A 26,660-nucleotide genomic window follows, 5' to 3' on the forward strand; every position below is an offset into this window, starting at 1 on the left:
AATCCTAAACATGTCTACTGTATATGAACGTGAAATTCGCCTATTTAGCTTAAACTCAAACCGCCCACTCGCCGAAGAGATTGCCAAGGAAATTGGCATCCCGCTCAGCGATTGCCAAGTGAAGCGGTTTAGCGACGGAGAACTTTACATCAACATCGAGGAGAGCGTGCGAGGCGATGATGTGTACATCATTCAATCGACGAGCTCACCGGTGAACGAAACGCTCATGGAGTTACTCGTCATGATCGATGCGTTGAAACGAGCATCGGTTCGGACGATTAACGTGGTCATGCCATACTACGGTTACGCTCGCCAAGACCGCAAGGCGCGCTCACGTGAGCCGATCACAGCGAAACTTGTCGCTGATTTATTGACGGTTGCAGGTGCCACGCGTTTAATCACGATGGACTTGCATGCTGCTCAAATCCAAGGTTTCTTCAATATCCCAGTAGACCAATTATTAGGTGTTCCACTCATCTCGACGTATTTTGAGACAGATGAATTTAAAGCGAAAGACATTGTCGTCGTTTCACCGGACCACGGTGGCGTCACGCGTGCCCGTAAGCTTGCCGAACGCTTGAAGGCTCCAATCGCCATCATCGACAAGCGTCGTCCTGAAGCGAACGTGGCTGAAGTCATGAACATCGTTGGCAGCGTTGAAGGCAAGACGGCCATCTTGATCGATGACATCATCGATACAGCTGGAACAATCACGCTCGCGGCCGATGCCATCGTCCAAGCTGGTGCAAAAGAAGTGTACGCCTCGTGTACACACCCAGTGTTATCTGGACCGGCAATGGAACGGATCGACAACTCGTCAATCAAGGAACTTGTTGTTTTGAACACGATCGATTTAGAAGGTCGCGAATGTTCAAGCAAAATCAAGCAGATGTCGGTTGCCCGTTTGCTTGGAGAAGCGATCATGCGTGTCCACGAGCACAAATCGGTGAGCACACTGTTCGATTAAAAAAACGAGGCCCGAAGGCGTTCGCCTTTGGGCTTTTTTGTTCAGGAGGAATAAGATGAAATGTATTGTCGGCCTCGGGAATCCAGGCAAAAAGTATGAGATGACCCGTCACAACGTCGGATTTTTGGCGATTGATCGCCTTGCCGACAAGCATGGGATCAAACTCGATGAAGCCAAGTTTAAAGCATTGATTGGAACGGGAAGAATCAATGGAGAACGTGTCGTCCTCGTCAAACCGCTCACGTATATGAATTTATCAGGCGAGTCGGTCCGTCCGATTTTAGATTATTATAAGATTGAGATTGACGACTTGCTCGTCATTTATGATGACTTGGACATGGTCCCAGGAAAGCTGCGGTTCCGTCCGAAAGGCAGTGCCGGCGGACATAATGGCATCAAGTCGTTGATTCAGCATTTAGGCACACAAGACTTTAAACGTCTGAAACTGGGGATTGGCCGTCCGCCGCATCCGATTAAAGTGGTCGATTGGGTGCTTATGAACTACCGTAAAGAAGACATGTCAGAATTAAAAGATACGCTCGATCAAGCTGTGTCCGCCGCAACCGATTTTGTGGATACTGAATGGATTGCGCTCATGAATCGATATAACTAAAGGGTCAACGTACCCTTTTTTGTCGTATGAGGTGGAGGAAAACAAATGAATGCTCTAGAGAAATTCATGGTGACGTTACCTGAGACGAACGTGATTCGGGAGCGGTTGCCAAAAGTCGATCGACAACTCGTCACCGGATTGACGACAAGTGCCAAGGCGCTTGTATTGGCGGGTTTGGCGAAAAATTCGCCAAGACGTCTCGTCGTCGTCACGCATAACATGTATCAAGCACAAAAAATGTACGATCAACTCGAGTCGCTCATCGGTCCGAGCAAAACGTTGCTTTATCCGATTGATGAGACGCTCGCTGGCGAACTATCCCTCACATCGAGCCCAGAATTGCTGGCCGCTCGGATTGAGGCTCGGACACGTCTCCTTGACGAAACGGGAGGCGTCATTGTCGTGCCGCTCGGTGGCTTGCGCCGTTATATCCCGAACCCGTCAGACTGGAAGATGAGCCATCATCACATCAAACCTGGACAAGAGCTCGATTTAAAGCCATTCGCCGAGACGCTCATCACGCTCGGTTATGAACGGACGGCCACCGTGACCGCACCGGGTGAATTCTCCGTCCGCGGCAGTATTTTAGACGTTTATCCGCTCACGGCAGCGCGCCCGTATCGTATCGATTTGTTCGACACCGAAGTCGATTCCATCTTTACGTTTGATGCCGAGACACAGCGTTCGCTAGGTGTCGTCGGCGAAGCGGTCATCCCACCCGCCACCGAGTTCATCGCCTCACGCGACCAGTTGCAGCAGGCCGGACAAGCACTCGAACGTCAATACGAGCGGACGCTCTCGCTCGTCGAGACCGAGACGATCCGGCAAGCGCTCGAAGATGGAATTGCCCGGGACATCGAACAGTTCGGTCGAGGCGAGGCTCCTGAAAAAGTTGGGAAGTACACACCGCTCCTGTATAGCTCGACGCTCCTCGATTATGTTGGGGCGGAAGCGGTGTTGATGTTAGATGAAGTGGCACGGATTGAAGATGCTGCCGACGTGCAAGACCGCGAAGAAGCGGAATGGTTCTCGTCGCTCATCGAACGAGGGGAGTCGGTCAGCAACTACACGCTCGCCGTCCCGATGCATAAAGTATTCCGTACGTTGAAGCAAGTCGCGTTCTCCTTGTTGCCGTCACGACGGTCCGGAATTCCAGAGACGAACACGGTCCACCTCAGCTGTCGCCCGCTCTCGGCGTTTCATGGCCAGATGCACTTATTGAAACAAGAAGTTGAACGGTGGCAACAAGGTGACCATCGCATCGTCTTCTTGGCAGGCGATCAAACACGGGCCGATAAAGTAGTGGAGTTGCTTGACGATTATGGAATCTCATCCACGTTCACAAATGTGGACGGTGAGCTGTTGCCGCGTCACGTCCATGTCATGATCGGACAAATCGAAGGCGGCTTTGAACTCTCGACGAGCCGTCTCGTCGTCGTTTCCGAAGAAGAACTGTTCAAGCGCGTCACGAAGCGGAAACGTCAGACGAAGAATTTGACGAACGCCGAACGGATTAAAAGTTACCAAGAATTGAAGCCGAACGACCACGTCGTCCACATCCATCACGGAATCGGGAAGTACCTGGGCATCAAGACGATTGAAGTCGGCGGCATTCATCAAGACTACTTACATCTCGTCTATGCCGGCGACGATGCGCTGTACGTCCCCGTCGATCAAATCGATCTCGTTCAAAAGTATGTCGGGGCCGAAGGCAAAGAGCCTAAGATTTACAAACTCGGCGGGACCGAGTGGAAGAAGGTCAAATCGAAAGTCGCCAAATCGGTGGAAGACATCGCCGATGAACTGATCAAGCTGTACGCGGCGCGTGAAGCGTCCGTCGGCTATGCGTTCCCAGGTGATGACGAAGAGATGAGCCAGTTCGAAAGCTCGTTCCCGTACGCAGAGACAGAAGACCAAGTCCGCTCCATCGCCGAAATCAAAGCGGACATGGAACGGTCGCGGCCAATGGACCGTCTCCTTTGCGGCGATGTCGGTTACGGCAAGACGGAAGTGGCGATTCGAGCCGCGTTCAAAGCCGTGCTCGCCGGGAAGCAAGTCGCGTTCCTCGTGCCGACGACCGTGCTGGCGCAACAACATTACGAGACGATGCTCGAACGGTTCAGTGAATTTCCAATTAACGTCTCTGTCATGAGCCGCTTCCGCTCGAAAAGCGAGATGGCGGCGACGAAAAAAGGCTTGAAAGAAGGGACGATTGACGTCGTCGTCGGGACGCACCGCGTCTTGTCGAAAGATGTGACGTTCGCCGACCTCGGTCTCGTCATCATTGATGAAGAGCAGCGGTTCGGGGTCAAGCACAAGGAACGGCTCAAGCAGTTGAAGACGAATATCGACGTCTTGACGCTGACGGCGACACCGATTCCGCGGACACTCCACATGTCGATGATCGGCATCCGGGACTTGTCGGTACTCGAGACACCGCCGGAGAACCGCTACCCGGTGCAGACGTATGTCATGGAATACGATGGTATCGTCTTGCGGGAAGCACTTGAGCGCGAACTCGCGCGAGGCGGACAGGCATTCTTCCTCTACAACCGCGTCGAAGGCATCGAGCGGAAGGCAGAAGAGATTCGCGCTTTGTTACCGGAGGCACGCATTGCGACGGCACACGGTCGGATGACCGAGACAGAACTCGAGAGCCAGCTCATCAGTTTCCTAGAAGGGGAAGCGGATGTGCTCGTCTCGACGACGATCATCGAGACCGGCATCGATATCCCGAACGTGAACACACTCATCGTCCACGATGCGGACAAGATGGGGCTGTCACAGCTGTATCAGTTGCGCGGACGTGTCGGGCGTTCCAACCGGATTGCCTACGCCTACTTCACGTATCGGAAAGATAAGCGTTTGACCGAGGTCGCGGAGAGCCGGCTACAGGCCATTAAAGAGTTCACGGAGCTCGGGAGCGGGTTCAAGATTGCGATGCGCGACTTATCGATTCGCGGCGCCGGCAATCTGCTCGGAGCCCAACAGTCCGGATTCATTGATTCGGTCGGATTCGACTTATACTCACAAATGTTGTCCGAAGCCATCGAGGAACGGAAAGACCGGATGCGCGGACAGGCGAAACAAGTCGTCTTCAAACCAGAAATCGCGTTCCAAGCGGATGCGTACATTCCGGACGATTATTTATCGGACAGCGAATTGAAAATCGAGATGTACAAACGCTTCAAGTACGTCGATACACCAGAAGCGTTGTTCGCCCTCCAGGACGAGTTGATTGAACGGTTCGGCGAATTCCCGGAACCGGTCGCGCTCCTCATCCAACTGACGCGTCTGCGCATCTATGGCGAGATGGCGAAAGTGGCGCGCATCAAACAGTCTCCGGGCCGCATCGAGATGGTATTGTCGCTCGAATCGACGACGGCGCTCGACGTACCGTCATTCATGGAATGGACGATGCCGCTCGGTCGGAAACTCGGTGTCGGACAAGACAACGGCGCCCTCAAATTGTCGCTCAGTGGCCGCATGCCGGTCGTCGAACTGTTGAACGATGCCGATACGGTGCTTGAGGAGCTCGTGAAGAGGTTGGCGCATGCGGTCGCCAAGTAAGTTTGCGACCGGCGTCGTCTTATTTGCGCTCGCGGGCTATCTTTCAAAGTTCATCAGTTTTGCTTACCGAGTGCCTTACCAAAATATCGCCGGAGACTTCGGGCTATATGCCTATCAGACGGTGTATCCGTTTGCCGCGATCGTCGCTTCGCTCGGCATGTATGCGATGCCGGTCGTGATTGCCAAAATCGGTGTCGGCGCCCATGGACCGAGACGAAAACTCGAAGTGTTATGGGGCAGTTTTTATGCCTTGCTCGGTCTAGCCGTCATCCTTGTCGTCACGATGTGGATGCTAGCACCCGTCATCGCCCGTCTCCTCGGGGACATGGAACTCGCACCGACGCTGCGGATCATCAGCCTGAGTTATTTACTCATGCCGGCTTTAGCGGTGCTCCGCGGTTCGTTTCAGGCCGTCGATGACTTGCGGCCGAGTGCGATTTCTCAAGTGCTCGAGAACCTCGTTCGCGTCACGGTCTTACTCGTCGCCTTGTTGATTGGCGTGCGCTTCGGTCAAGATGCCTATACACTCAGTCGATACGCGTATGGGGCGACGCTCGTCGGAGGTGTCATCGCCATCGTCATCTTGTCATTATGGGCGAAGCAGTTACGGCTCGTACCGGTACAACCCACGACGTTGCGGTCTGTCCTTCGAATCTTACTGACGACGGGGTTTGCCGTCGGTTTCGCCTCGCTCGGGATTTTATGGATGCAACTCGTCGACTCGTTCACGGTTGTCAATCTGATGGGCGGGGATTATGCGGCGAAAGTCGGCAAAGGGGTATTTGACCGAGGTTATCCGCTCGTTCAATTCGCGATTCTTTTCACGACGGCGCTCGGAATGGCAAACGTCCCGAACTTGGTGCGGCATTATCGTGCCGGTCGTATCGAAGCGACCTCTTCCGGACTCAGTTCGATGATTCGCGTGACGACAACGGTCGCCGCTGCGGCCACAATCGGCTTGATGGGTGTCATGTTCCCGTTGAATGTCGCGCTATTTGAGAACGCGGCCGGGACGACAGCGCTCGTCTTGCTCTCGACGAGTACGTTCGCCGCGTCGCTTGCCGTGGCGAGCATGACGTGTCTACAGGCGATTGATCGGGAACGCACAGCTGCTGTCGGTATGATTCTCGCCATCGGCGTGAAGCTCGGCAGCAACTTGTGGCTCGTCCCTTACTATGGCATCGCCGGGGCTGCCCTCGGGACCTCGATTGCCTTTTTAGCGATGGCCGCGTTCAATTTCAATCGGCTCGATCAAATCATCCCGCTCGGCATGCTCCGGTTTCGACATTATGGACGTCTCGTCAAAGCGGTGGCGCCGATGGGTGTCATCTTGCTCGGCTTGAACGTCATGGCGCTGGATGGCCTGACGCATCGTCTCGATGCCCTCATCTGGCTCGTCTTCATGCTCGTGCTCGGGGCCGGCATTTATGTCTGGCGGTTATGGAAAGAACAAATTTTGACGATAGAAGAATGGGAAATGATTCCGTTCGGAGGTCGTCTCATCAATCTGCTAGAAAAAAAGGAGAACTGATATGAGTTACGGAATTACGGTCGTCGGCCTCGGGTCTGGCGAACTTGATCAACTACCGCTCGGTGTCTATCGTCATTTGAAGCAGCAACCGCTCGTTTGGTTGCGCACGAAAGAACACCCTGTCGTCAGCGAACTTGAGGCGGAAGGCGTGACGTTCGAATCGTTTGATGCGATTTACGAAGCGAGTGACACGTTCGAGGACGTCTACCGACAAATCGTTGAGACGTTGCTTGAAAAGAGTGAAGAGCTAGCCATCACCTATGCCGTACCGGGACATCCGTTCGTGGCGGAGCGGACGGTCGAGTTGCTCGTCGAACAAGGTGCGGACCTCACGTTCCTCGGCGGTCAGAGCTTTTTGGACGCCATGTTCCAAGCCCTCCGCATCGATCCAATCAACGGCTTCCAATTACTCGATGCGACGGCGCTCGATGTCGAACGGATTCAAGTGACTCAACACGTATTGATTGGTCAAGTGTATGACGGGTTCGTGGCCGGAGACGTGAAAGTCCAATTGATGGAACGATATCCGGATGAGCATATCGTCAAACTCGTGACAGCCGCTGGGACAAAACATGAGCGGGTCAGTGAAATCCCGCTCTATGAGATGGACCGCGTGGCAGAAGTCGACAACTTGACGACGCTCTATGTGCCGCCGTTGACGGACGAGACGCATTTGGCGCGCGAATTTTCGACGTTGAAGCACATCATTGCGACGCTCCGCGGTCCGGACGGCTGCCCGTGGGACCGGAAACAGACGCATGAGTCGCTCCGCAAATATTTGCTCGAAGAAGCGTATGAATTGATTGAAGCAATCGATACGGAAGACGATGATGCGATTGTCGAAGAGCTCGGTGATGTGTTGCTTCAAGTCATGCTCCACGCCCAAATCGGAGCGGACGAAGGCTATTTTGATATTCGAGACGTCATTGGCACCGTCAGTGAGAAGATGGTCCGCCGTCATCCTCATGTGTTTGGGGATGTGACGGTCGATGATGCCGATGAAGTGGTGACGAATTGGAATGCGATTAAACAAGTGGAAAAAGGGGAAAAGAGAAAATCGCAGCTAGATGGAGTTCTCATGACGCAACCTGGTTTGATGCGGGCCGAGCAATTGCAGAAGAAAGCTGCGCAAGTCGGTTTCGAATGGGACGATGTTCAAGGTGCGTTCGAGAAATTGGAAGAAGAACTCCACGAGTGGAGAAGTCAGCCTGAAGATGAACGAGAACTTGGGGATGTCCTCTTCTCAATCGTCAACGTGGCGCGCTATTTCAAGTTGAACGCCGAGCAGGCGCTCGAACGAACCAATCAAAAATTTAAGAGACGATTCGAATACATTGAAGCGAACGGCTCCCTCGAAGAGATGACGCTCGAAGAGATGGATCGGCTCTGGGATGAAGCGAAGGAGAAGGGATTATGAGACTAGACAAGTTTTTGAAAGTATCCCGCTTGATTAAGCGGCGTACGTTGGCGAAAGAAGTCGCCGACCAAGGCCGGATTCAATTGAACGGACAAGTAGCGAAAGCGAGCACCGACGTCAAAGTCGGTGATGAGTTACAAATTCGATTCGGGAACAAGCTCGTCACGGTCGTCATTGACTCGATTGCCGAGCATGCCCGCAAAGAGGATGCGAAAGAAATGTACCGCTTGCTCAAAGAAGAAAAGGTGAACAGTGGTACGGAAGCGTAAAAAAAAGGTATACTGAACGTAACAGGACAGGAGGAAGGTGATTCGATGAATGGACGTAACCCGATGGAACGCAAACAGCGGATTCGGGCTCTTGATGAACGGAGAGAACAGCTGGAAAAAGAACAGAACCGGCGACGTATCCATCTTCGACGCCGCCTGGCTGCGGCCTCACTTCTCTTTTTGTTAATGGTTGTCTTCATCGGTCAGAGTTACTTCTCGAAAGTCGGATATGTGTCCGAGCAAGAACGGAAACAAAATGAAGCGCAAGTCGAACTTCGGGAAACGAAGGACGAACAATCAGAACTGAAAGAGCAGGTCGAGCGTTTACAAGACGAAGAATACATCGCCAATCTAGCGCGCAACGAGCTGTTGTTCTCGAAAGATGGCGAGATTATTTTTTACTTCTCACCAGAGGAATAAGTGGGTTCGTTGACCGTTGACGAATCGACTCGTATAATTGTAGGGAATCAATCAAAAAAAGGAGTACATTATTTTATGTCAATTGAAGTAGGAAGCAAGGTACAAGGTAAGGTTACAGGGATTACGCATTTCGGAGCGTTCGTAGAACTTCCAAACGGCAAAACGGGTTTGGTGCACATCAGTGAAGTGGCAGATTCTTACGTCAAAGACATCAATGAAGTGCTAACGGTCGGTCAAGAAGTGACGGTCAAAATCTTGAACGTCGAAACAGATGGCAAAATCGGGTTGTCTATCAAAAAGGCCGTCGATCGCCCTGTCAGTGAACGTCCAGAGCGTCCAGCCGGCGAGCGTTTCTCTCGTGGCCCACGCCCGGGCGGCCCGGGTCAAGGCGGCCCACGCCCAGGTGGTCCAGGACAAGGTGGCCCACGCGGTGGCGGCGGTCCACGCGGTGGCGGTCCACGTGGCGGCGGCGGCGGACGTCGTGAAGTACGCCGTGAGCCAGAAACGTTCGATACGTTGATGAGCAAGTTCTTGAAAGACAGCGACGAGCGCTTGACGACGTTAAAACGTCAAACCGACTCAAAACGCGGTGGACGTGGAGCCAAGCGCGGGTAACCCTTCGTAAACCATCAGCTTCTACTCGTAACGATAGACGGTCTTCCTCAAGAAGACGACGAACCACAGACTTTTATAGTCTGTGGTTTTTTTTGATTCTTTTTTTGTTATGAAAAATAACTAAAAAGGGTTGCATTTTTTCGGGGAAGCGAGCACAATAGGGAACATGAAAAAATAGTTATGTTTTATAAGTGAAAGGTGAGAATGAAGATGAATGGATGGAAACTGTGGTTGGCGGAATGGAGAAGCATCGGGAAGAATCCTCGGGTCTGGGTCCCGATTCTCGCGGTCGCACTCGTACCGCTCATGTATGCCGGGATGTTCTTATGGGCGTTTTGGGATCCGTATGGACAGATGAAAGACTTGCCGGTGGCGATCGTGAACGAAGACCAGGGAGCGACGTTCGACGGGGAGCAACTTGCCGTCGGGGACGAACTCGTTGAGAAGTTAAAGACGTCTGAGGCGTTCGAATTTATCGAGACGACGAAACAAGAAGCCGAGTCAGGGTTGAACGATCATGACTATTACATGGCGATTGAGATTCCGGCAAACTTCTCAGAAAAAGCGACGACGGCGCTCAGCGAAAAACCTGAGAAGCTTGAACTCAAATATATCGCCAATGAATCGTATAACTTTTTAGCGGCTCAAATCGGCGGTTCCGCGATGGAGCAAGTGAAAGGTGAACTGTCGACCGAAGTCGCGAAACAGTACGTCAGTGCGATGCGTGACGGGATTCAAGATGCCGCTGCTGGACTCGATGAAGCGGCGGCTGGGGCGGGAAAACTAGCAGATGGATCGCAGACGGCCGAACAGGGGGCGACCCAATTGGCCGACGGGACCGCATTGCTCGCTTCAAAACAACAAGAATTGGCTGACGGGGCGAGTCGGCTGAATGAAGGTGTGGCCCAACTCGAGACAGGGACGACGGAGTTGGCGAAGGGAAGCCAGCAAGTTTATGCAGGTAGCGCCGCCTTATCAGACGGGGCACGTCAAGTGAATGACGGGGCGTCTGCCCTTCAAGACGGAACGAGCCAACTTGTCGAAGGGACAGACACGTTCGCCTCGAAGTTGGAGGAATTGCACAGCGGGACGGCTTCTCTCAATCAAGGCGTTCAACAACTCGCGGCCGGGATTCAGCGTTCGAAGGACGGCAGTGAGCAATTGAGTGCCGGTTCAAATGAATTGGCGGCCGCGATGACGGCGGCGAAAGAAGGGAATGCCGCCTTGATGGCAGGAGAGACAGAACTCGTGGCCGGAATCGGTCAGATGAAGACAGAAGTGTTGGCCAGTCAAGATCAGTTGATGACCCAGCTGTCAGCACTCGCCGAGGCAGGGCAACCTGCTTCACCAGAGATGCTACAGGCGATTGTGGCCCAATTGGCGGAAGGTCAAACAGCGACAGCCGCTGGATTCGATGCACTGTCCGCGGGAGCGACGCGTGTGAAAGAAGGACAGGCCGCGCTCGGTGACGGATTGACGCAAGCAGAGGCTGGTGCCAATGAACTCGCTTCGGGACTGGTGACGTTACGTGACGGACAAGCCGAACTCGCAAGCGGGGCACAGGCGTTGGCGGATGGGTCGACCCAAGTGGAACAAGGGGCGCAAACGGCAGCCGTGAGTTCGAAAGAGTTGGCTTCGGCAAGCAATCGCTTAAACGCCGGCGTCGGAGCGTTGAAAGACGGGACCGCCGAACTCGCGTCCGGCAGTACGCAGTTGACCGAGGCGACGGGTGCCTTGTCAGAGGGGAGTTCGAAACTCGCAGACGGGGCGAAGAGCGCCGGCGCGGGCACGAATACACTCGCGAACGGGGCTGTACGTTTGGCAGAGGGCGGTAAAGACCTCCAGTCAGGTAGCGACCAGCTCGCAGACGGAGTGTCCGAACTTGCGGCTGGTAACAGCAAGTTACGGGACGCGCTCGCCGATGGGGCCGAAGCGGCCGCGATCGACATCCGAGACGATAACGTCGACATGATGGCTGGACCGGTCACGGTCGTCAACGAATCGATTCACAAAGTCCCGAACTACGGAACGGGTTTTGCACCGTACTTCATGTCACTCGGACTATTCGTCGGGGCGCTCTTGCTCTCGATTGTCTATCCGCTGTACGATCCGGCTGGAAAACCGAAACGCAGCCTGTCATGGCTCGTCTCAAAATCAGGTGTGTTGCTCGTCATCGGATTTATTCAAGCGCTCGTCTTGGATGTGGCGATGGTCATGTTGCTCGGACTTGAAGTCGAGGCGCCGCTCCAGTTCTTCGGATTCAGTTGGCTCGTCAGCATCACGTTCCTCTTAATCGTGCAGCTACTCGTCACGACGCTCGGAAATCCGGGCCGTTTCGTAGCCATCGTCTTATTAATCCTTCAATTGACGACGTCGGCTGGAACGTTCCCGCTCGAACTGATTCCGAGCGCCCTCCAACCGTTTAACGCTTGGTTGCCGATGACATACACCGTATCGGGCTATAAAGAAATCTTGTCAGCGGACGGCTGGAGCTACCTGCAACAAGCAATCATCTATTTGGCGTTCGTCTCAACCGCTTGCTTCTTCCTGCTATGGGGATATTTCCGCATCGCTTGGAAGAAAAAATATCGGCTGACGACGTCAGAAGCGTGATGCACAACGAACTGAAAATCGTGTATAGTGGATAAGACGACACTATACACGATTTTTTTGTGAAAAAACTTTTAAAAAAGAATTGACACTGGCGTGGGTACTGGTTATTATAGAAAATGTGCTTAGGACACAACAATAACATGGCGGTGTAGCTCAGCTGGCTAGAGCGTACGGTTCATACCCGTGAGGTCGTGGGTTCGACTCCCTCCGCCGCTACCATTTTATTTAGGCCCGTTGGTCAAGCGGTTAAGACACCGCCCTTTCACGGCGGTAACACGGGTTCGAATCCCGTACGGGTCACTTACCTAAGCGAAAAGAAGCCATCTCACTCGAGATGGCTTCTTTTGTTATATCAAGGAGGCGGACGGATGACGAGAGTATTGGTTGCCGTGTCCGGTGGAATCGATTCGGTCGTCTTGTTGGATCGGGTCATTCGGAACGGTATGGAAGTGGGCGTGGCCCATGTCCATCATGGACTGCGTCCCGAGTCGGATGAAGAGTATGAATTTGTGCGACGTTTGGCCGACAAGTACGACGTGCCATTTCATGGCAAACGGCTCGCTTTCCCGAACGGCGGTTCGCAGGCGAGTTACCGGACGGCACGATATGCGTTCTTTGAACAGGTTATGCAGAAGTTCGGATATACACAACTGATGACGGCCCATCACGCGGATGACCAACTCGAGACCGTCCTCATTCAACTGCAGCGTAACGTCGTCGAAGTGACGGGGATTCCTGAGCGTCGTCCGTTCGCAGGAGGAGAACTCGTTCGTCCGCTCTTATCGGAACCGAAGCGGGAATTGATTGCCTATGCCAAACGATACGGACTTGAATGGCGAGAAGATGCGAGCAACGCCACGACCGAATATTTGCGCAATCAAGTGCGGCATCAGATCGTGCCCCAGCTCCTCGCGTCGCAACCGGATCTTGTTCAAGTTGTGAGCGAAACAGCTCGGCATCAACGCGAACTGTGGCGGACCCGCTACCGACAGATGGAGAATTGGATCCAGGACAACGTGCGGCTTGAGATGAAAGCGTTTCACGTGAAATCGGATAACTTGATGTGTCTAAATCCTGTCGAACGATACACCGTCGGGCGCCTGCTATCAATGCGCTACGGGGTAGAGGTGGGGACCGCGATCGACCGTCTGTTAACGAGTGCCCAAGGTTCTGGCCACTTCGACTTAGAGGGGCCATGGGGCCTGCGGAAACAAGACGGGTTCTTATCGTTACAGGCAACTGGTCAATCGCTCCTAGCCCCACACAAACAAGTGGTAACGACCTTCCCAGCACATGTAGTGTTCGGGACTTCGTTATTCTCACTAGACGTTGAGGATGATACGGACGGCATCCCGCTCGAGGCAATCGAGTTGCCGTTGATCATCCGCTCTGTTGAGGCTGGGGACGCGATGAAACTGTCCATCGGGACGAAAAAAGTCGCCCGCATCTTCATTGACGCGAAGATTCCGCGAGAAAAACGGCCTTTTGTCCCATTGGTAGTTGACGCAACGGGACGGATTATCGCTATAGTAGGGGTAAGAGTTTCCGATTTTCCGGATAAGTCGGGTGCGATGTGCCCACGATTAATGGTAAAATGATGATTGTGTCGGATAAGAAAGAGGAGGATTTTAAGATGTCATTAATGAACGATATGGAGAAAGTACTGATTTCAAGCGAAGAGATTCAAGGTAAAGTGAAAGAACTCGCTACAACACTTAGCGAAGAATATAAAGAAGAGTTTCCACTCCTCGTCTGCGTGTTAAAAGGTGCGATGCCATTCATGTCAGACCTCGTCAAAGAAATGGACATCCATTTAGAAATGGATTTCATGGACGTGTCGACGTACCATGGCGGAACGTCATCGACGGGTGAAGTTAAAATTGAGAAAGATTTAAATACATCTGTAGAAGGACGCGACATCTTGATTGTAGAAGATATCATTGATAGTGGACTCACGCTCGGCTATCTCGTCGACCTGCTCAAGTACCGCAAAGCCAAATCGGTTAAAATCGTGACGCTTCTCGATAAACCGACGGGCCGCAAGAACGGATTGTCGGCAGATTATAGCGGTTTCGTTATTCCGCACGAGTTTGTTGTCGGCTATGGTCTCGATTACGAAGAGAAATATCGTAACCTTCCGTACGTCGGTGTGCTCAAGCCGAGCATTTACGGGGGCTAACGTTTTTCTTTTGAAAATGCGTCGTGTTAAGATAAAAGAAATACCCAAAGTATACACATATACTGAATGGGCGAGAACATCGTTTCTCGGAATAGGAGGCAGAGAATGAATCGTGCAGTGAAAAACACCTTAGTTTTCGGTGTGATTTTCCTAGCCTTGATCTTGTTCCTTCAATATTTACAAAACCCGAATAGCCAGAGCGAGACGCTCACGTATTCGAAGTTCTTGGAATATGTGGAAGAAGGTCGGATTGAAACGGCAACCGTACAAGAAATTCCGGGAGCCATCTCAATTACAGGAGATCTAACAGGAGACGAAGATCAGCGTTTTGAAACGAATATCCCGGCCAACGAGGCCGAATACGCCGAAGTGCTCTCGTCACTTCGCGCGGATACCGACATCCAAATCGAAGAAGCAGAGTCGAGTGGTAGCTGGTTCAGCATCGTATTCGCGATCTTACCGTTCATCATCATCTTCATCTTATTCTTCTTCTTGCTCAACCAAGCCCAAGGTGGCGGTGGTGGTGGTCGTGTGATGAACTTCGGGAAATCGAAGGCGAAATTATACGATCAAGAGAAGCGTCGTGTGACGTTTGAAGACGTTGCCGGAGCAGATGAAGAGAAGCAAGAGCTCATCGAAGTCGTTGAATTCTTGAAAGACCCACGTAAGTTCTCGAAACTCGGGGCACGGATTCCGAAAGGTGTCTTGCTTGTCGGTCCTCCGGGAACAGGTAAAACATTGCTCGCTCGTGCAGCTGCAGGAGAAGCCGGTGTACCGTTCTTCTCAATCTCAGGTTCTGACTTCGTCGAAATGTTCGTCGGTGTCGGGGCGTCACGTGTACGTGACTTGTTCGAGAATGCGAAAAAGAACGCACCGTGTATCATCTTTATCGATGAAATCGATGCGGTCGGACGTCAACGTGGCGCTGGCCTCGGTGGTGGACATGACGAGCGTGAACAAACGCTTAACCAACTTCTTGTCGAGATGGATGGATTCAGTGACAACGAAGGGATCATCATGATTGCCGCGACGAACCGTCCGGATATTCTTGACCCGGCCCTTCTTCGCCCAGGTCGATTTGACCGTCAAATCACGGTTGATCGTCCGGATGTTAAAGGCCGTGAAGCAGTCCTCAAAGTTCACGCCCGCAACAAGCCACTTGATTCGACAGTCGACTTGAAGTCGATTGCGCAGCGGACACCTGGATTCTCAGGTGCTGACCTTGAAAACTTATTGAACGAAGCGGCGCTCGTCGCAGCCCGGTCTGACCGTTCAGCGGTATCAGTCGTGGATGTCGAGGAAGCGATTGACCGCGTCATCGCCGGTCCTTCTAAGAAGAGCCGTGTCATCTCGGAGAAAGAACGACAAATCGTCGCCTATCATGAAGCGGGTCATACGATTATCGGGATTGAACTTGAGAATGCAGATGAAGTGCATAAAGTGACGATCGTTCCTCGCGGTAACGCAGGCGGCTATGTCGTCATGCTTCCAAAAGAAGATCGCTACTTCATGACGAAACCTGAGCTTGAAGATAAAATCGTCGGTCTCCTCGGGGGCCGCGTGGCGGAAGACGTCATCTTCGGTGAAGTGTCAACAGGAGCAAGCAATGATTTCCAACGTGCGACTGGTATCGCCCGGAAGATGGTCATGGATTACGGGATGAGCGACAAGCTCGGGCCGCTCCAACTTGGGTCAAACCATGGTGGACAAGTCTTCCTTGGCCGTGACTTCCAAACGGAACAGAACTACTCGGATGCGATTGCACAAGACATCGACCTCGAGATTCGTGATATCATCAACCGTTGTTACGCGAAAGCGAAACAAATCTTGACGGATCGTAGAGACGATCTCGAACTCGTCGCGAAGACGTTGCTCGAAGTCGAGACGCTCGATTCGAAACAGATTCGTCACTTGATTAAGACGCGCGAATATCTTCCGCACGAACCGGAAGAGCCGTCTGAACCATCGAAAGATGATGCAAGCGACGAAGCGAAGAAGGATGAGGCGGCCGTCAAGCACGGACAAGTCATCGATCAGCCTGGAGTCGTTCAAGAAGCGAAGCCGGATGTTGTCCCTGAAGGCGATAAGCCGGAAGCGACACCGACGGAACGCCCGAACAACGAATCACGGTAAGTGTAAGAGACGAATGCCCTAAACAAGGCATTCGTCTTTTTTCGTGTTATAATTCGAGCGAACTGTAATTGACAACAAAGTGAGGAACGCTATCATGATTTTAGTGATTGATGTTGGGAATACAAATATTGTCCTTGGGATGTATGACGGCGAGACACTCGTCCATCATTGGCGCATCTCGACAGACCGCACGAAAACGACCGATGAATACGGCATGCTCGTGAAATCACTGTTCGATCATTCGAACGTCTCATTCGATCAGATTGACGGTGTGATTCTGTCTTCGGTCGTTCCGCCGGTCATCTTTCCGCTCGAGCAGATGTCGCAGCGCTACTTTAACGTCCGACCGATTGTCGTCGGTCCCGGCGTAAAAACCGGTCTCGACATTCATGTTGATAATCCGCGTGAAGTCGGAGCGGACCGCATCGTCAACGCGGTTGCTGGAATTGCCAAGTATGATGGACCGCTCATCATCGTCGATTTCGGAACGGCGACGACGTACTGCTATATTGATGAGAACCGCCGTTATCACGGAGGCATCATTTCACCGGGGATCATGATTTCGGTCGAGGCGCTCTATCAACGGGCGGCCAAGCTGCCGCGCATCGAGCTCGCGACACCGCCTACGGTCGTTGGGAAAAATACAATTCAAGCGATGCAGTCCGGGACGTATTACGGCTATGTCGCACAAGTCGATGGCATTGTCGGTCGTATGAAGCGTGAAGTCGGAGAAGCGACCGTGATTGCCACGGGCGGTCTCGCGCGTTTGATTAGCGAGCATGCAGAGACGATTGATGTCGTCGATTCATTTTTGACGCTCGATGGGCTTCGTCTCATCTATGAGCGCAACCAGAAATAAACTTAAAGGAGTTACTCGATATGATTCAACCAGAACAACAAGCATTACTTGACCAAATGAAAGCCGATTACCTCGTCCGTGCCCTCGGGTTCAACGGGGAAGTCCGCGCGTTTGCCGTCCGGACGACGAAAACAATCTTTGAAACGCAACTCCGTCACCAGACGACACCGGTCGCTTCAGCAGCGCTCGGTCGCACGATGACGATCGGGACGATGATCGGTGCGATGCAAAAAGGCGCCGCTCGCGTGACGCTCAAAGTCGAAGGCGATGGACCGATTGGGAAAATCATCGTCGATGCCGATACGGCGGGAGACGTGCGCGGTTACGTGTCACATCCTCGTGTCGAAGGCGGCACGTTTGTGAATGATCACGGTTTGACGAAGTTGAAAGTCGGTGAAGCCGTCGGACGCGGGACGATCTCGGTCATTAAAGACCTCGGTTTGAAAGACTTTGTCGGCGGCTCGTCTGAGATTCAAACGGGTGAGATTAGCGAAGACTTCACGTACTACTTTGCGACGTCAGAACAAGTACCGTCAGTCGTCGGTGCGGGTGTGCTCGTCCTTCCAGAAGATGAATCGATTCTTGCGGCCGGTGGCATTATCGTTCAATTGATGCCGGATGCGTCAGAAGAGACGATTCAAGCGCTTGAACAGGCGCTCAAGACGTTCCCGCCAGTGTCGGTCCTCATCGGTGAAGAGAAAACACCGGAAGAAATGCTCCATATGCTCCTTGGCGACAGCCTCGAAATGTTGGATCAAAAACCGGTTCAATTTAATTGCACATGTGGCCGCGACCGTATGGAAAGCGCGATTATCGGGCTCGGTGCCGAAGAGATTCGTCACATGATTGAAGAGGATGGCGGCGCTGAAGCGGTTTGTCACTTCTGCGGCGAGAAATACCACTTCTCGGCGGAACAATTAGAAACGATGAAACAACAAGCACGTTGACCGCTTTACTCCAAATTGCATATTTTGAATCTGATAGGGTATGATTACAATATCGGAATAGTCGGAATTATGGAGGAGGAAATGAAATGCGTATCGTAGATTCAGTAACAGACTTGATTGGAAAGACACCGATTGTGAAGTTGAATGGATTGACTGGCGCTGAAGATGCCACGGTTTACTTGAAATTGGAGTATATGAACCCGGGCTCTAGCGTAAAAGACCGGATTGCGCTCGCTATGATTGAAGCGGCTGAACGAGAAGGGGTCTTGAAACCAGGAGATACGATTATCGAACCGACCAGTGGGAACACGGGAATCGGTCTCGCCATGGTCAGTGCGGCCAAAGGCTATAAAGCGATTTTGGTCATGCCGGAAACGATGAGCATGGAACGTCGCAATTTGCTTCGTGGCTACGGTGCCGAACTCATTTTGACGCCGGGTCCTGAAGGGATGGGCGGAGCGATTCGCCGTGCGACGGAAGAGGCTGAACAAAACGGTTATTTCCTCCCGCAGCAGTTTAACAATGAAGCTAACCCGAACGTGCACGAGATGACGACAGGACCTGAAATCGTCGACGCGTTCGATGCGTCAGGCCTTCAAGTCGATGCGTTCATCGCCGGCGTCGGGACAGGTGGAACAATCACGGGAGCGGGTAAAGTGTTGAAAGCCCACTATCCGAACGTTCAAATCCTAGCGGTCGAACCGGTCGATTCACCGGTCTTGTCGGGTGGTAAACCAGGCCCGCATAAAATCCAAGGGATCGGGGCCGGGTTCATCCCGTCGATTCTAGATACGGAGATTTATGAAGGTGTCCTTCAAATCACGACCGATCAGGCGTTCGAATACGCACGTCTTGCGGCCAAAACGAACGGCGTGCTCGGAGGCATCTCATCTGGGGCGGCGATCGCAGCGGCTGTCGATACGGCGAAACGTCTCGGCAAAGGGAAAAACGTGCTGGCAATCATCCCGTCAAACGGAGAACGCTACCTCAGCACACCGCTCTATCAATTCGATGAAGAATCAGATAGCGTACGCTCGTAAACAAACGGCAGTTACCGGGAGACAACTTCTTTCGGTAACTGCCTTTTCTTGTGTACAATTAAAGGCATGAATCAGTGGAACGGGGGAATGTGGCGTGAGACAAACAGCGTTCAAAACCATGAGTATGACAAAAGAGAAGATGTACGACACATATATGACATTGACGGAAGGGAAGAAGCATTATGCGTGGTTAGAGAGCGGACGCGTCGGCCGCTATACAATGGCCGGGATTGAACCGTTCGCTACGCTTCACGTGAAAGATGGGGTCGGAACGTTCGAGACATCAGAGGCGACGGAAACACTTTACGGTGACCCGCTCGACATCGTCGAAACAATCCGGACCCGGTACGCCACCGAGCGGCCAGCTGGCGCTCCCCCGTTTTTTGGCGGGATGATCGGTTATGTGAGCTATGATGTAGCCCGTACCCTCGAACGTTTACCACGGCAAGCGGCAGACGATTTGGCAACACCGGACGTCTCGTTCTTGCTGTTCGATGAAGTAGCGGTCTTCGATGAAGAAGAATCACTTTTATATATGCTCGTTACGACGGACAATCAGTTAGAAGTGAAACTCGATCGCTTTGTCGCCCTCTGGCACACCGAGACGCACTATTCGTTCCCGCAGGTCGCGAGCGGAACGCTCGAACGTTCACGTTCATTGTCACAAGAGAATTTCGTGACGGCGGTGCAAAAGATTCAAGACTACATCGTCGAGGGCGATGTGTTCCAAGTGAACTTGAGCGTCCGGCAGTCGGAACCGCTACTCGCACACCCGCGTCACATCTACGACACGCTCCGGAAAGTGAACCCTTCACCGTATATGGGTTATTTCGTTGACGATTCGCTCACGATGGTGTCGGCTTCGCCGGAACTGTTGCTCGAGAAACATGGCGCCGCCATCTCGACCCGCCCGATTGCTGGGACGAGACCACGAGGACGAGATGAGGCGGAAGATCTGGAAATGGCTCGGACGCTGCTCGACAATGAGAAAGAGCGGGCCGAACACGTCATGCTCGTCGACCTTGAACGAAACGACTTGGGCAAAGTCGCGGCTTACGGGACAGTGCATGTCGATGAGCTGATGGTCATCGAGAAGTACTCGCACGTCCAACATATCGTCTCGAACGTGCGCGGTTTGATGCGGGACGGCGTATCGGGAGCCGAAGCACTCGGTGCGATGTTCCCGGGCGGCACCATCACCGGGGCACCGAAAATCCGGACGATGGAAATCATCGAGGAACTCGAACCGGTCCGACGCGGGATTTACACCGGCTCATACGGATGGCTTAGTTGGGATGATGACCTCGTGTTCAACATCACGATTCGGACGATGGTCGTGAAGGACGGAATCGCCCATGTTCAGGCTGGTGCCGGGATTGTGATTGATTCGGATCCTGAAGCGGAGTACGCCGAATCACTTTCCAAGGCGAAAGCGCTATGGACGGCGAAAGAAATGACGGAGGCGACGGTATGATTTTACTCATCGATAACTATGACTCGTTCACATACAATTTAGTTCAATACTTTGGGGAGCTCGGTGAACAACTCGTCGTCCGTCGTAACGATGACATCACGATCGAGGAAATTGAAGCGCTCGCCCCAAGTTATCTCGTCATTTCGCCTGGTCCGTGCACACCGAGTGAGGCGGGTATCAGCATCGATGCGATTCAGGCGTTTGCCGGTCGCATCCCGATTCTTGGCGTTTGTCTAGGACATCAAGCGATTGCTCAAGCGTTCGGCGGAAAAGTCGTCCATGCCGAGCGGCTCATGCATGGCAAGACGTCAGCGATTCAACATGACGGAAACACGCTGTTTAACGGCATCCCGCAACAGACAATCGTGACACGCTACCATTCGCTCGCGGTCGAACGAGATGCGTTACCGTCGTGCTTGAAAGTCACGGCCGAGACGAGCCTAGGAGAGATTATGGCACTCCGGCATGAAACGTTACCGATTGAAGGGGTCCAGTTTCATCCGGAAGCGATTTTGACAGAACACGGCAAAGACATGATTCGTAATTTCGTCGAGGTGTATCGTCATGTGGCTTTGGCATAACGGCGAACTGCGGGGCAGCTCTGAAGTAACGATTCCGGTGGAAGATCACGGATTTTTATATGGGATGGGCCTATTCGAGACGTTTCGAACGTTCAATGGCATCCCGTTCTTGTTTGATCTTCACTGGGAACGTCTCGAAAAGAGCTTAGTGGAACTATGGATTGATTTACCGTATACGAAACAAGAGATGGAGCAGGCGATTCAAGACGTCGTTCGTCAAAACGGGACCCCGAACCTGTATGTGCGCTTGAACGTGTCCGCGGGGGTGGCGCCACTTGGACTCTACGACGGACGCTACACTCGTCCGAACGTGACACTGCTCGTCAAGCCGTTACCGGAATCGTTCCAGCCCACGGAAAAACGGTTGGAAGCCATCCCGTTTCCGAGAAGTCGGCCCGAAGCTTCATTCCGCTTAAAATCCCATCATTATATGAACAATATATTAGGGAAGCGCATGCTCGTTGATCGGGAGGCGGAAGGGCTGTTCGCCGATGACTCAGGACATGTCGTAGAAGGGCTTGTCTCGAATATCTTCTGGGTCGAAGCTGACCAACTTTGGACGACGCCGCTCGCGACGGGACCTCTGGCTGGGGTCACGCGACGTTGGGTGATGGATACGTTTGATGTGAAGGAACGTGATGTGACGTTTGCGGAACTTACACAGGCAGACGAGATTTGGTTGACCAATTCGGTTCAACAGATTGCTCCGGTCACAGACTATGCCGGGAACAGCTATCCAGGAAAAGACGGGGCAAAATTTAAAGCATGTTGGTCTGTCTTGTCGCATGCGATTGAGAGGGAAGAAACGCGATGACAAAAATCATGGGAATTTTAAATGTGACACCGGATTCGTTTTCGGACGGAGGACGGTATACGGCGCTCGAACAGGCGGTCGCTCACGCCAAGCAACTCGTTCAAGACGGAGCGGACGCGATTGATATCGGCGGGGAATCGACACGGCCGGGAGCCCGGTTCGTCTCGGCGGAAGAAGAAATCGAGCGAGTCGTTCCTGTCATTCGTCAACTGAAGCAAGAGCTCGACGTGCTCATCTCGATCGATACGTACAAACCGGTGGTGGCAAAGGCAGCATTAGAAGCCGGGGCCGATATCATCAATGACGTCTGGGGCTCGAAGTGGGGCGATCAATCGATGGCACAAGTGGCACGGGCGTTTAACGTTCCCATCATCTTGATGCACAATCGCGACAATCGAAATTATGGCCATTTCATTGAGGAGGTCGTCGGTGACTTGTATGAATCGATTGAAATCGCTCAAGCGGCAGGTGTGCCGGATGAGATGATTTGGTTAGACCCGGGAATCGGCTTTGCGAAAGACTATGCGCAAAACATGGAGTTGATGAATCGACTCGACGTGATCACGAACCTCGGTTATCCGGTGTTACTCGGAACGTCGCGGAAATCATTTATCGGGCAAGCGCTTGATTTACCGACCGAAGAACGACTGGAAGGGACACTGGCGACGACGTGTCTAGGCATTATGAAAGGCTGTGCGTGGATTCGGGTCCATGACGTACGAGAGAATAAACGAGCGTCACTCATGATGGACGCGATGCTGGGAGGCGGACAAATTGGATAAGATGTTTGTGAATGGGATGCGTTTTTACGGCTATCACGGTGTGTTTGCAGAAGAGAATCGACTCGGTCAACGGTTTAACATCGATTTGATGTGTGAGTTGGATTTGGCGCCGGCTGGACAATCGGATGATTTATCAGACGGGGTCAGCTACGCCGGTCTCTATCAATTGACGGAAGACATCGTCACCGGGGAGCCAGTCAATCTACTTGAGGCGCTAGGCGAGCGCATTACGACGGCTGTTTTGGCCCACAGCGACAAGATTCAAAGCGTCACCGTCAAAGTGATCAAGCCGGACCCGCCCATCCCGGGTCATTATGACTCAGTCGCAATTGAGATGACACGGAGACGGAACGTATGATGTACGTAGCGCTGGGCTCGAACATTGGGGAGCGTGCCAACTATCTGGCAGAAGCGATTCAAGCGATGGCGGTAAACGGTCTTCAGGTGACGAAAGAGTCATCCGTATATGAGACGGCACCGGTCGGATACACAGATCAGCCATCCTTCTATAATATGGTCGTCGAAGTCGAGCCGTCGCTTTCTGCGGAAGCAGCCTTGCTTCAACTCCAACAGATTGAACGGGACCTAGGGAGAGAACGACTATTCAAGAATGGACCGCGTACAATCGACCTTGACATCTTGGTCTATAACAGCGAAGATATACAATCGAAGCAGTTAACTGTTCCGCATCCACGGATGCATGAACGCGCTTTTGTCCTTGCCCCGTTCGCGGAGATTGCTCCGGCGGTCGAGGTAAAGGGAATGACGGTGCGGGCGTTGCTAGAAGCCATTCCTGCGTCGGAACGACAAGATGTCGTCCGTCTCGGGCCGTTACAATCATTAGTCAGCTCGGTTTAACGTTAGCAAAGGAAGTGGAGAAGTGTCAGGGTTCAAAATTGGTAACATCGATATAAAGAACCGCGCCGTCCTTGCCCCGATGGCCGGAGTGACAAACCCTGCGTTTCGTTTGATCGCTAAAGAATTTGGCGCGGGACTCGTCTGTGCTGAAATGGTCAGCGATAAAGGGATTTTATTGGAGAACGCAAGAACGCTCCGGATGCTGTACGTCGATGAACGGGAAAAGCCACTCAGCCTTCAAATTTTCGGCGGTTCGAAAGATACACTCGTCAGAGCGGCCCAGTACGTAGATCAAAACACGAATGCGGACATCATCGATATCAATATGGGTTGCCCGGTCCCAAAAGTCACGAAGTGTGAGGCGGGTGCCAAATGGTTGCTTGACCCGGACAAAGTTTACGAGATGGTGAACGCCGTCTCGAATGCGGTGGATAAGCCGGTCACGGTCAAAATGCGCCTCGGTTGGGACGAAGACCATATTTATATTCTCGACAATGTTCGGGCGGCTCAATCCGGAGGAGCGGCGGCGATTGCGATTCATGGTCGTACGCGGTCTCAACAATATGAAGGAACCGCAAACTGGGATTGGATTGGCGAAGCCAAGAAGATTGCGACGGTTCCGATTATTGGTAACGGCGATATCTCGACACCTCAAGAAGCAAAACATGCGATTGATCACTATGGTGTCGATGCCGTCATGATCGGGCGGGCAGCGCTTGGTAACCCATGGATGCTGTATCAAACGGTGCAGTATTTGGAGACGGGTGAACTTCCGCCAGAACCAGCGGCGCGTGAAAAAATCGACATCTGTATGTTGCACCTCGATCGCTTGATTGCCATCAAAGGAGAAGTGACGGCCGTTCGCGAGATGCGTCAACATGCGGCGTGGTACTTGAAAGGGTTGAAAGGCAGCGGCCCGGTTCGGAAGCAAATCAACGAAACGGAATCGCGAGATGCTTTTGGCATCGTGTTGTATCATTTTGTGGAACAGCTCGAGCGACAAATGCAAGAAGTGTGAACTAGTGAAAAAAATTGATTTGTGGTAAGCTTGTTTGGCGAAAAAGTGAACCACACAAGCAAACGGTTTAGGCTGTGCTGTTGGCCGTGAGGCTGACAGTTTTTTATTAGGAACATCCCCAATACGTATAGAGGAGTGAATGGAGTAGTGAGTCACGAGTTGGAAATGAATGACCAAATGCAGGTTCGGTTTGAAAAAATGACCGAGATGCGTGAACAAGGGCTTGACCCGTTCGGACGTCGGTTCGAACGTTCTGCCCACGCCGGTGAATTACATGAACAATATGAGGCAATTGAAAAAGAAGCCTTGGCCGAACAAGACGTCGAAGTGACGCTTGCCGGACGAATCATGACGAAACGTGGAAAAGGGAAAGTCTTCTTTGCCCACATCCAAGACGTCACAGGACAAATCCAAATCTACGTGCGTAAAAATGACGTAGGTGACGAACCGTTCGATTTATTCAAATCATCTGACCTTGGTGACATCGTCGGGGTGAAAGGGAAGCTGTTCAAGACGAACGTCGGCGAATTGTCGATTCATGTTGAAGAGTTCGAACTCTTAACAAAAGCACTTCGTCCGCTTCCTGATAAATATCATGGCTTAAAAGATGTTGAGCAACGCTATCGTCAACGTTATTTGGATTTAATTACGAATAACGATTCGCGTCAAACGTTTATTCTGCGTAGCCGGATCATCTCGGAAATTCGGAATTTCTTGAACCATCGCGGTTACTTGGAAGTCGAAACGCCGATGTTGCATACAATCGCAGGTGGAGCGGCGGCCCGTCCGTTCTTGACGCACCATAATGCACTTGATATGGAATTATATATGCGGATCGCCATCGAGCTTCATTTGAAGCGCTTGATTGTCGGTGGTCTCGAGCGCGTGTATGAGATTGGCCGTGTCTTCCGTAATGAAGGGATCTCAACACGTCATAACCCAGAGTTCACGATGATTGAATTGTATGAAGCGTATGCGGACTATAATGACATCATGGATTTGACAGAAGAACTCGTAGCTCACGTAGCCCAAGAAGTTCTTGGCACGACGGACGTTCAATATGGAGAAGATACGATTCATTTGGCTGTCGGTTGGAAACGTGCGCACATGGTCGACTTGGTTAAAGAAGAAACAGGCGTCGATTTCTGGCAACAGATGTCTGATGAAGATGCACGTGCGCTTGCAAAAGAGCACGGTGTAGAGATTCAAGACCATATGACATTCGGTCACATCGTCAATGAATTCTTTGAGCAGAAAGTCGAAGAAACATTGTTACAACCGACGTTTGTCACCGGTCACCCTGTCGAAGTATCGCCATTGGCGAAAAAGAACGATACAGATCCACGCTTCACGGATCGATTTGAATTGTTCATCGTTCGTCGTGAACATGCTAACGCCTTCACGGAATTGAATGATCCGATTGATCAGCGTGAGCGTTTCGAAGCTCAACTTCTTGAGAAAGAAGCAGGGAATGACGAAGCCCATGAATTGGACAACGATTTCCTTGAGGCACTCGAGTACGGAATGCCGCCAACGGGCGGTCTTGGAATCGGAATCGATCGCCTCGTCATGTTGTTGACGAATGCACCATCGATTCGTGATGTTCTATTGTTCCCGACGATGAGACACCAACAGTAAAGAATCGTTTTAACCTCTCGCTCTTACGGGCGAGAGGTTTTTCTATGGAGAATGTTGCCGGTGTAAAGAGGCTAAAAACTTTTTCAGAAAAACTTTTGCAAAAAGACTTGCGTTCTATTTAGGGATGCGGTAAAGTAATAAACGTTGCCGCTGATGGCAGCGGAAAAGAATAAAAAAAGTGGTTGACAACTGTGTCGATGACTTGTATTATTTTAAGAGTCGCCAATGAGCGACAGACGAACTTTGAAAACTGAACGATGAGGCAAAAAAAGTTTTACAATTTTTGAATGAAGCGCAAGCTTCGTCATTTTTAAAGAGCTAT

23 protein-coding genes and 2 tRNA genes are annotated in these 26,660 nt (G+C 52.1%); all 25 read left to right on the forward strand.

Annotation, left to right across the window (positions count from 1 at the left end; translation table 11 throughout):
• Window positions 1–10: 10 nt before the first annotated feature.
• Complete coding sequence (locus KNP71_RS14355; protein WP_021065746.1) at window positions 11–967, forward strand: ribose-phosphate diphosphokinase; 957 nt, start codon at window positions 11–13, stop codon at window positions 965–967.
• 55 nt (window positions 968–1,022) lie between these two features.
• Window positions 1,023–1,580 (forward strand): aminoacyl-tRNA hydrolase, encoded by a 558-nt coding sequence (pth, locus tag KNP71_RS14360; RefSeq protein ID WP_214756921.1) that lies wholly within the window; start codon window positions 1,023–1,025, stop codon window positions 1,578–1,580.
• Window positions 1,581–1,625: 45 nt separating this feature from the next.
• Window positions 1,626–5,150: a transcription-repair coupling factor gene (gene mfd / locus KNP71_RS14365; protein ID WP_214830936.1), complete on the forward strand. Its 3,525-nt coding sequence runs from the start codon at window positions 1,626–1,628 to the stop codon at window positions 5,148–5,150.
• Entirely contained in the window at window positions 5,134–6,681 is a 1,548-nt protein-coding gene (locus KNP71_RS14370; protein ID WP_214830937.1) for a polysaccharide biosynthesis protein, read from the forward strand. Before mfd ends, KNP71_RS14370 begins: the two co-directional genes overlap by 17 nt.
• Window position 6,682: 1 nt before the next feature.
• A complete protein-coding gene (yabN, locus tag KNP71_RS14375) occupies window positions 6,683–8,098 on the forward strand; it encodes a bifunctional methyltransferase/pyrophosphohydrolase YabN (protein WP_214830939.1) in 1,416 nt (471 codons plus the stop codon).
• Window positions 8,095–8,367, forward strand: coding sequence for an RNA-binding S4 domain-containing protein (locus tag KNP71_RS14380; RefSeq protein WP_021065741.1), 273 nt, complete (start codon window positions 8,095–8,097; stop codon window positions 8,365–8,367). Before yabN ends, KNP71_RS14380 begins: the two co-directional genes overlap by 4 nt.
• Before the next feature lie 45 nt (window positions 8,368–8,412).
• Window positions 8,413–8,787, forward strand: coding sequence for an FtsB family cell division protein (locus KNP71_RS14385; protein WP_021065740.1), 375 nt, complete (start codon window positions 8,413–8,415; stop codon window positions 8,785–8,787).
• Between the two features lie 75 nt (window positions 8,788–8,862).
• Window positions 8,863–9,402, forward strand: a complete 540-nt coding sequence (locus KNP71_RS14390; protein ID WP_021065739.1) for a S1 domain-containing RNA-binding protein — start codon at window positions 8,863–8,865, stop codon at window positions 9,400–9,402.
• Between the two features lie 210 nt (window positions 9,403–9,612).
• Entirely contained in the window at window positions 9,613–12,015 is a 2,403-nt protein-coding gene (locus KNP71_RS14395) for a YhgE/Pip domain-containing protein (protein WP_214830941.1), read from the forward strand.
• A 142-nt stretch (window positions 12,016–12,157) separates the two neighbouring features.
• Window positions 12,158–12,234: transfer RNA gene (locus tag KNP71_RS14400), tRNA-Met, on the forward strand.
• Between the two features lie 9 nt (window positions 12,235–12,243).
• Window positions 12,244–12,315: transfer RNA gene (locus KNP71_RS14405), tRNA-Glu, on the forward strand.
• Window positions 12,316–12,383: 68 nt separating this feature from the next.
• Entirely contained in the window at window positions 12,384–13,613 is a 1,230-nt protein-coding gene (gene tilS / locus KNP71_RS14410) for a tRNA lysidine(34) synthetase TilS (protein ID WP_214716314.1), read from the forward strand.
• Between the two features lie 35 nt (window positions 13,614–13,648).
• The gene (gene hpt / locus KNP71_RS14415) at window positions 13,649–14,194 is read left to right on the forward strand and encodes a hypoxanthine phosphoribosyltransferase (RefSeq protein ID WP_021068188.1); all 546 of its coding nucleotides are present in this window, start codon (window positions 13,649–13,651) and stop codon (window positions 14,192–14,194) included.
• A 105-nt stretch (window positions 14,195–14,299) separates the two neighbouring features.
• Entirely contained in the window at window positions 14,300–16,327 is a 2,028-nt protein-coding gene (gene ftsH, locus KNP71_RS14420) for an ATP-dependent zinc metalloprotease FtsH (protein WP_021068189.1), read from the forward strand.
• Window positions 16,328–16,421: 94 nt separating this feature from the next.
• Window positions 16,422–17,186, forward strand: coding sequence for a type III pantothenate kinase (locus tag KNP71_RS14425; protein WP_021068190.1), 765 nt, complete (start codon window positions 16,422–16,424; stop codon window positions 17,184–17,186).
• 20 nt (window positions 17,187–17,206) lie between these two features.
• A complete protein-coding gene (gene hslO / locus KNP71_RS14430) occupies window positions 17,207–18,133 on the forward strand; it encodes an Hsp33 family molecular chaperone HslO (RefSeq protein WP_285801282.1) in 927 nt (308 codons plus the stop codon).
• Window positions 18,134–18,219: 86 nt separating this feature from the next.
• Window positions 18,220–19,173 carry a cysteine synthase A gene (gene cysK / locus KNP71_RS14435; RefSeq protein ID WP_021068192.1) on the forward strand — a complete coding sequence of 318 codons (954 nt, stop codon included), beginning with the start codon at window positions 18,220–18,222 and terminating at the stop codon, window positions 19,171–19,173.
• A 94-nt stretch (window positions 19,174–19,267) separates the two neighbouring features.
• Complete coding sequence (locus KNP71_RS14440) at window positions 19,268–20,647, forward strand: anthranilate synthase component I family protein (protein WP_214830943.1); 1,380 nt, start codon at window positions 19,268–19,270, stop codon at window positions 20,645–20,647.
• Window positions 20,644–21,228, forward strand: a complete 585-nt coding sequence (gene pabA, locus KNP71_RS14445) for an aminodeoxychorismate/anthranilate synthase component II (protein ID WP_029594412.1) — start codon at window positions 20,644–20,646, stop codon at window positions 21,226–21,228. The genes KNP71_RS14440 and pabA overlap by 4 nt, the downstream gene beginning before the upstream one ends.
• Window positions 21,212–22,042: an aminotransferase class IV gene (locus KNP71_RS14450; protein WP_214830945.1), complete on the forward strand. Its 831-nt coding sequence runs from the start codon at window positions 21,212–21,214 to the stop codon at window positions 22,040–22,042. The genes pabA and KNP71_RS14450 overlap by 17 nt, the downstream gene beginning before the upstream one ends.
• Window positions 22,039–22,824, forward strand: coding sequence for a dihydropteroate synthase (gene folP, locus KNP71_RS14455; RefSeq protein WP_021068196.1), 786 nt, complete (start codon window positions 22,039–22,041; stop codon window positions 22,822–22,824). Before KNP71_RS14450 ends, folP begins: the two co-directional genes overlap by 4 nt.
• Window positions 22,817–23,182: a dihydroneopterin aldolase gene (folB, locus tag KNP71_RS14460; RefSeq protein WP_021068197.1), complete on the forward strand. Its 366-nt coding sequence runs from the start codon at window positions 22,817–22,819 to the stop codon at window positions 23,180–23,182. The genes folP and folB overlap by 8 nt, the downstream gene beginning before the upstream one ends.
• Window positions 23,179–23,682, forward strand: coding sequence for a 2-amino-4-hydroxy-6-hydroxymethyldihydropteridine diphosphokinase (folK, locus tag KNP71_RS14465; RefSeq protein ID WP_214830947.1), 504 nt, complete (start codon window positions 23,179–23,181; stop codon window positions 23,680–23,682). The genes folB and folK overlap by 4 nt, the downstream gene beginning before the upstream one ends.
• 79 nt (window positions 23,683–23,761) lie before the next feature.
• On the forward strand, window positions 23,762–24,700 hold the full coding sequence (dusB, locus tag KNP71_RS14470; protein ID WP_232819639.1) for a tRNA dihydrouridine synthase DusB: 939 nt from the start codon (window positions 23,762–23,764) through the stop codon (window positions 24,698–24,700).
• A gap of 147 nt (window positions 24,701–24,847) precedes the next feature.
• Window positions 24,848–26,338 carry a lysine--tRNA ligase gene (lysS, locus tag KNP71_RS14475; RefSeq protein WP_021068200.1) on the forward strand — a complete coding sequence of 497 codons (1,491 nt, stop codon included), beginning with the start codon at window positions 24,848–24,850 and terminating at the stop codon, window positions 26,336–26,338.
• The last annotated feature ends 322 nt before the right edge of the window (window positions 26,339–26,660 follow it).

This window comes from Exiguobacterium sp. s56, from assembly GCF_018618255.1.
GTDB lineage: Bacteria > Bacillota > Bacilli > Exiguobacteriales > Exiguobacteriaceae > Exiguobacterium > Exiguobacterium chiriqhucha.

Excerpts from the sequence above, each read along its gene's own strand:
- KNP71_RS14355 (WP_021065746.1), top strand. The coding sequence starts at position 11 with ATGTCTACTGTATATGAACGTGAAATTCGCCTATTTAGCTTAAACTCA.
- pth (WP_214756921.1), top strand. The coding sequence starts at position 1,023 with ATGAAATGTATTGTCGGCCTCGGGAATCCAGGCAAAAAGTATGAGATG.
- mfd (WP_214830936.1), top strand. The coding sequence starts at position 1,626 with ATGAATGCTCTAGAGAAATTCATGGTGACGTTACCTGAGACGAACGTG.
- KNP71_RS14370 (WP_214830937.1), top strand. The coding sequence starts at position 5,134 with ATGCGGTCGCCAAGTAAGTTTGCGACCGGCGTCGTCTTATTTGCGCTC.
- yabN (WP_214830939.1), top strand. The coding sequence starts at position 6,683 with ATGAGTTACGGAATTACGGTCGTCGGCCTCGGGTCTGGCGAACTTGAT.
- KNP71_RS14380 (WP_021065741.1), top strand. The coding sequence starts at position 8,095 with ATGAGACTAGACAAGTTTTTGAAAGTATCCCGCTTGATTAAGCGGCGT.
- KNP71_RS14385 (WP_021065740.1), top strand. The coding sequence starts at position 8,413 with ATGAATGGACGTAACCCGATGGAACGCAAACAGCGGATTCGGGCTCTT.
- KNP71_RS14390 (WP_021065739.1), top strand. The coding sequence starts at position 8,863 with ATGTCAATTGAAGTAGGAAGCAAGGTACAAGGTAAGGTTACAGGGATT.
- KNP71_RS14395 (WP_214830941.1), top strand. The coding sequence starts at position 9,613 with ATGAATGGATGGAAACTGTGGTTGGCGGAATGGAGAAGCATCGGGAAG.
- tilS (WP_214716314.1), top strand. The coding sequence starts at position 12,384 with ATGACGAGAGTATTGGTTGCCGTGTCCGGTGGAATCGATTCGGTCGTC.
- hpt (WP_021068188.1), top strand. The coding sequence starts at position 13,649 with ATGTCATTAATGAACGATATGGAGAAAGTACTGATTTCAAGCGAAGAG.
- ftsH (WP_021068189.1), top strand. The coding sequence starts at position 14,300 with ATGAATCGTGCAGTGAAAAACACCTTAGTTTTCGGTGTGATTTTCCTA.
- KNP71_RS14425 (WP_021068190.1), top strand. The coding sequence starts at position 16,422 with ATGATTTTAGTGATTGATGTTGGGAATACAAATATTGTCCTTGGGATG.
- hslO (WP_285801282.1), top strand. The coding sequence starts at position 17,207 with ATGATTCAACCAGAACAACAAGCATTACTTGACCAAATGAAAGCCGAT.
- cysK (WP_021068192.1), top strand. The coding sequence starts at position 18,220 with ATGCGTATCGTAGATTCAGTAACAGACTTGATTGGAAAGACACCGATT.
- pabA (WP_029594412.1), top strand. The coding sequence starts at position 20,644 with ATGATTTTACTCATCGATAACTATGACTCGTTCACATACAATTTAGTT.
- KNP71_RS14450 (WP_214830945.1), top strand. The coding sequence starts at position 21,212 with ATGTGGCTTTGGCATAACGGCGAACTGCGGGGCAGCTCTGAAGTAACG.
- folP (WP_021068196.1), top strand. The coding sequence starts at position 22,039 with ATGACAAAAATCATGGGAATTTTAAATGTGACACCGGATTCGTTTTCG.
- folK (WP_214830947.1), top strand. The coding sequence starts at position 23,179 with ATGATGTACGTAGCGCTGGGCTCGAACATTGGGGAGCGTGCCAACTAT.
- dusB (WP_232819639.1), top strand. The coding sequence starts at position 23,762 with ATGGCCGGAGTGACAAACCCTGCGTTTCGTTTGATCGCTAAAGAATTT.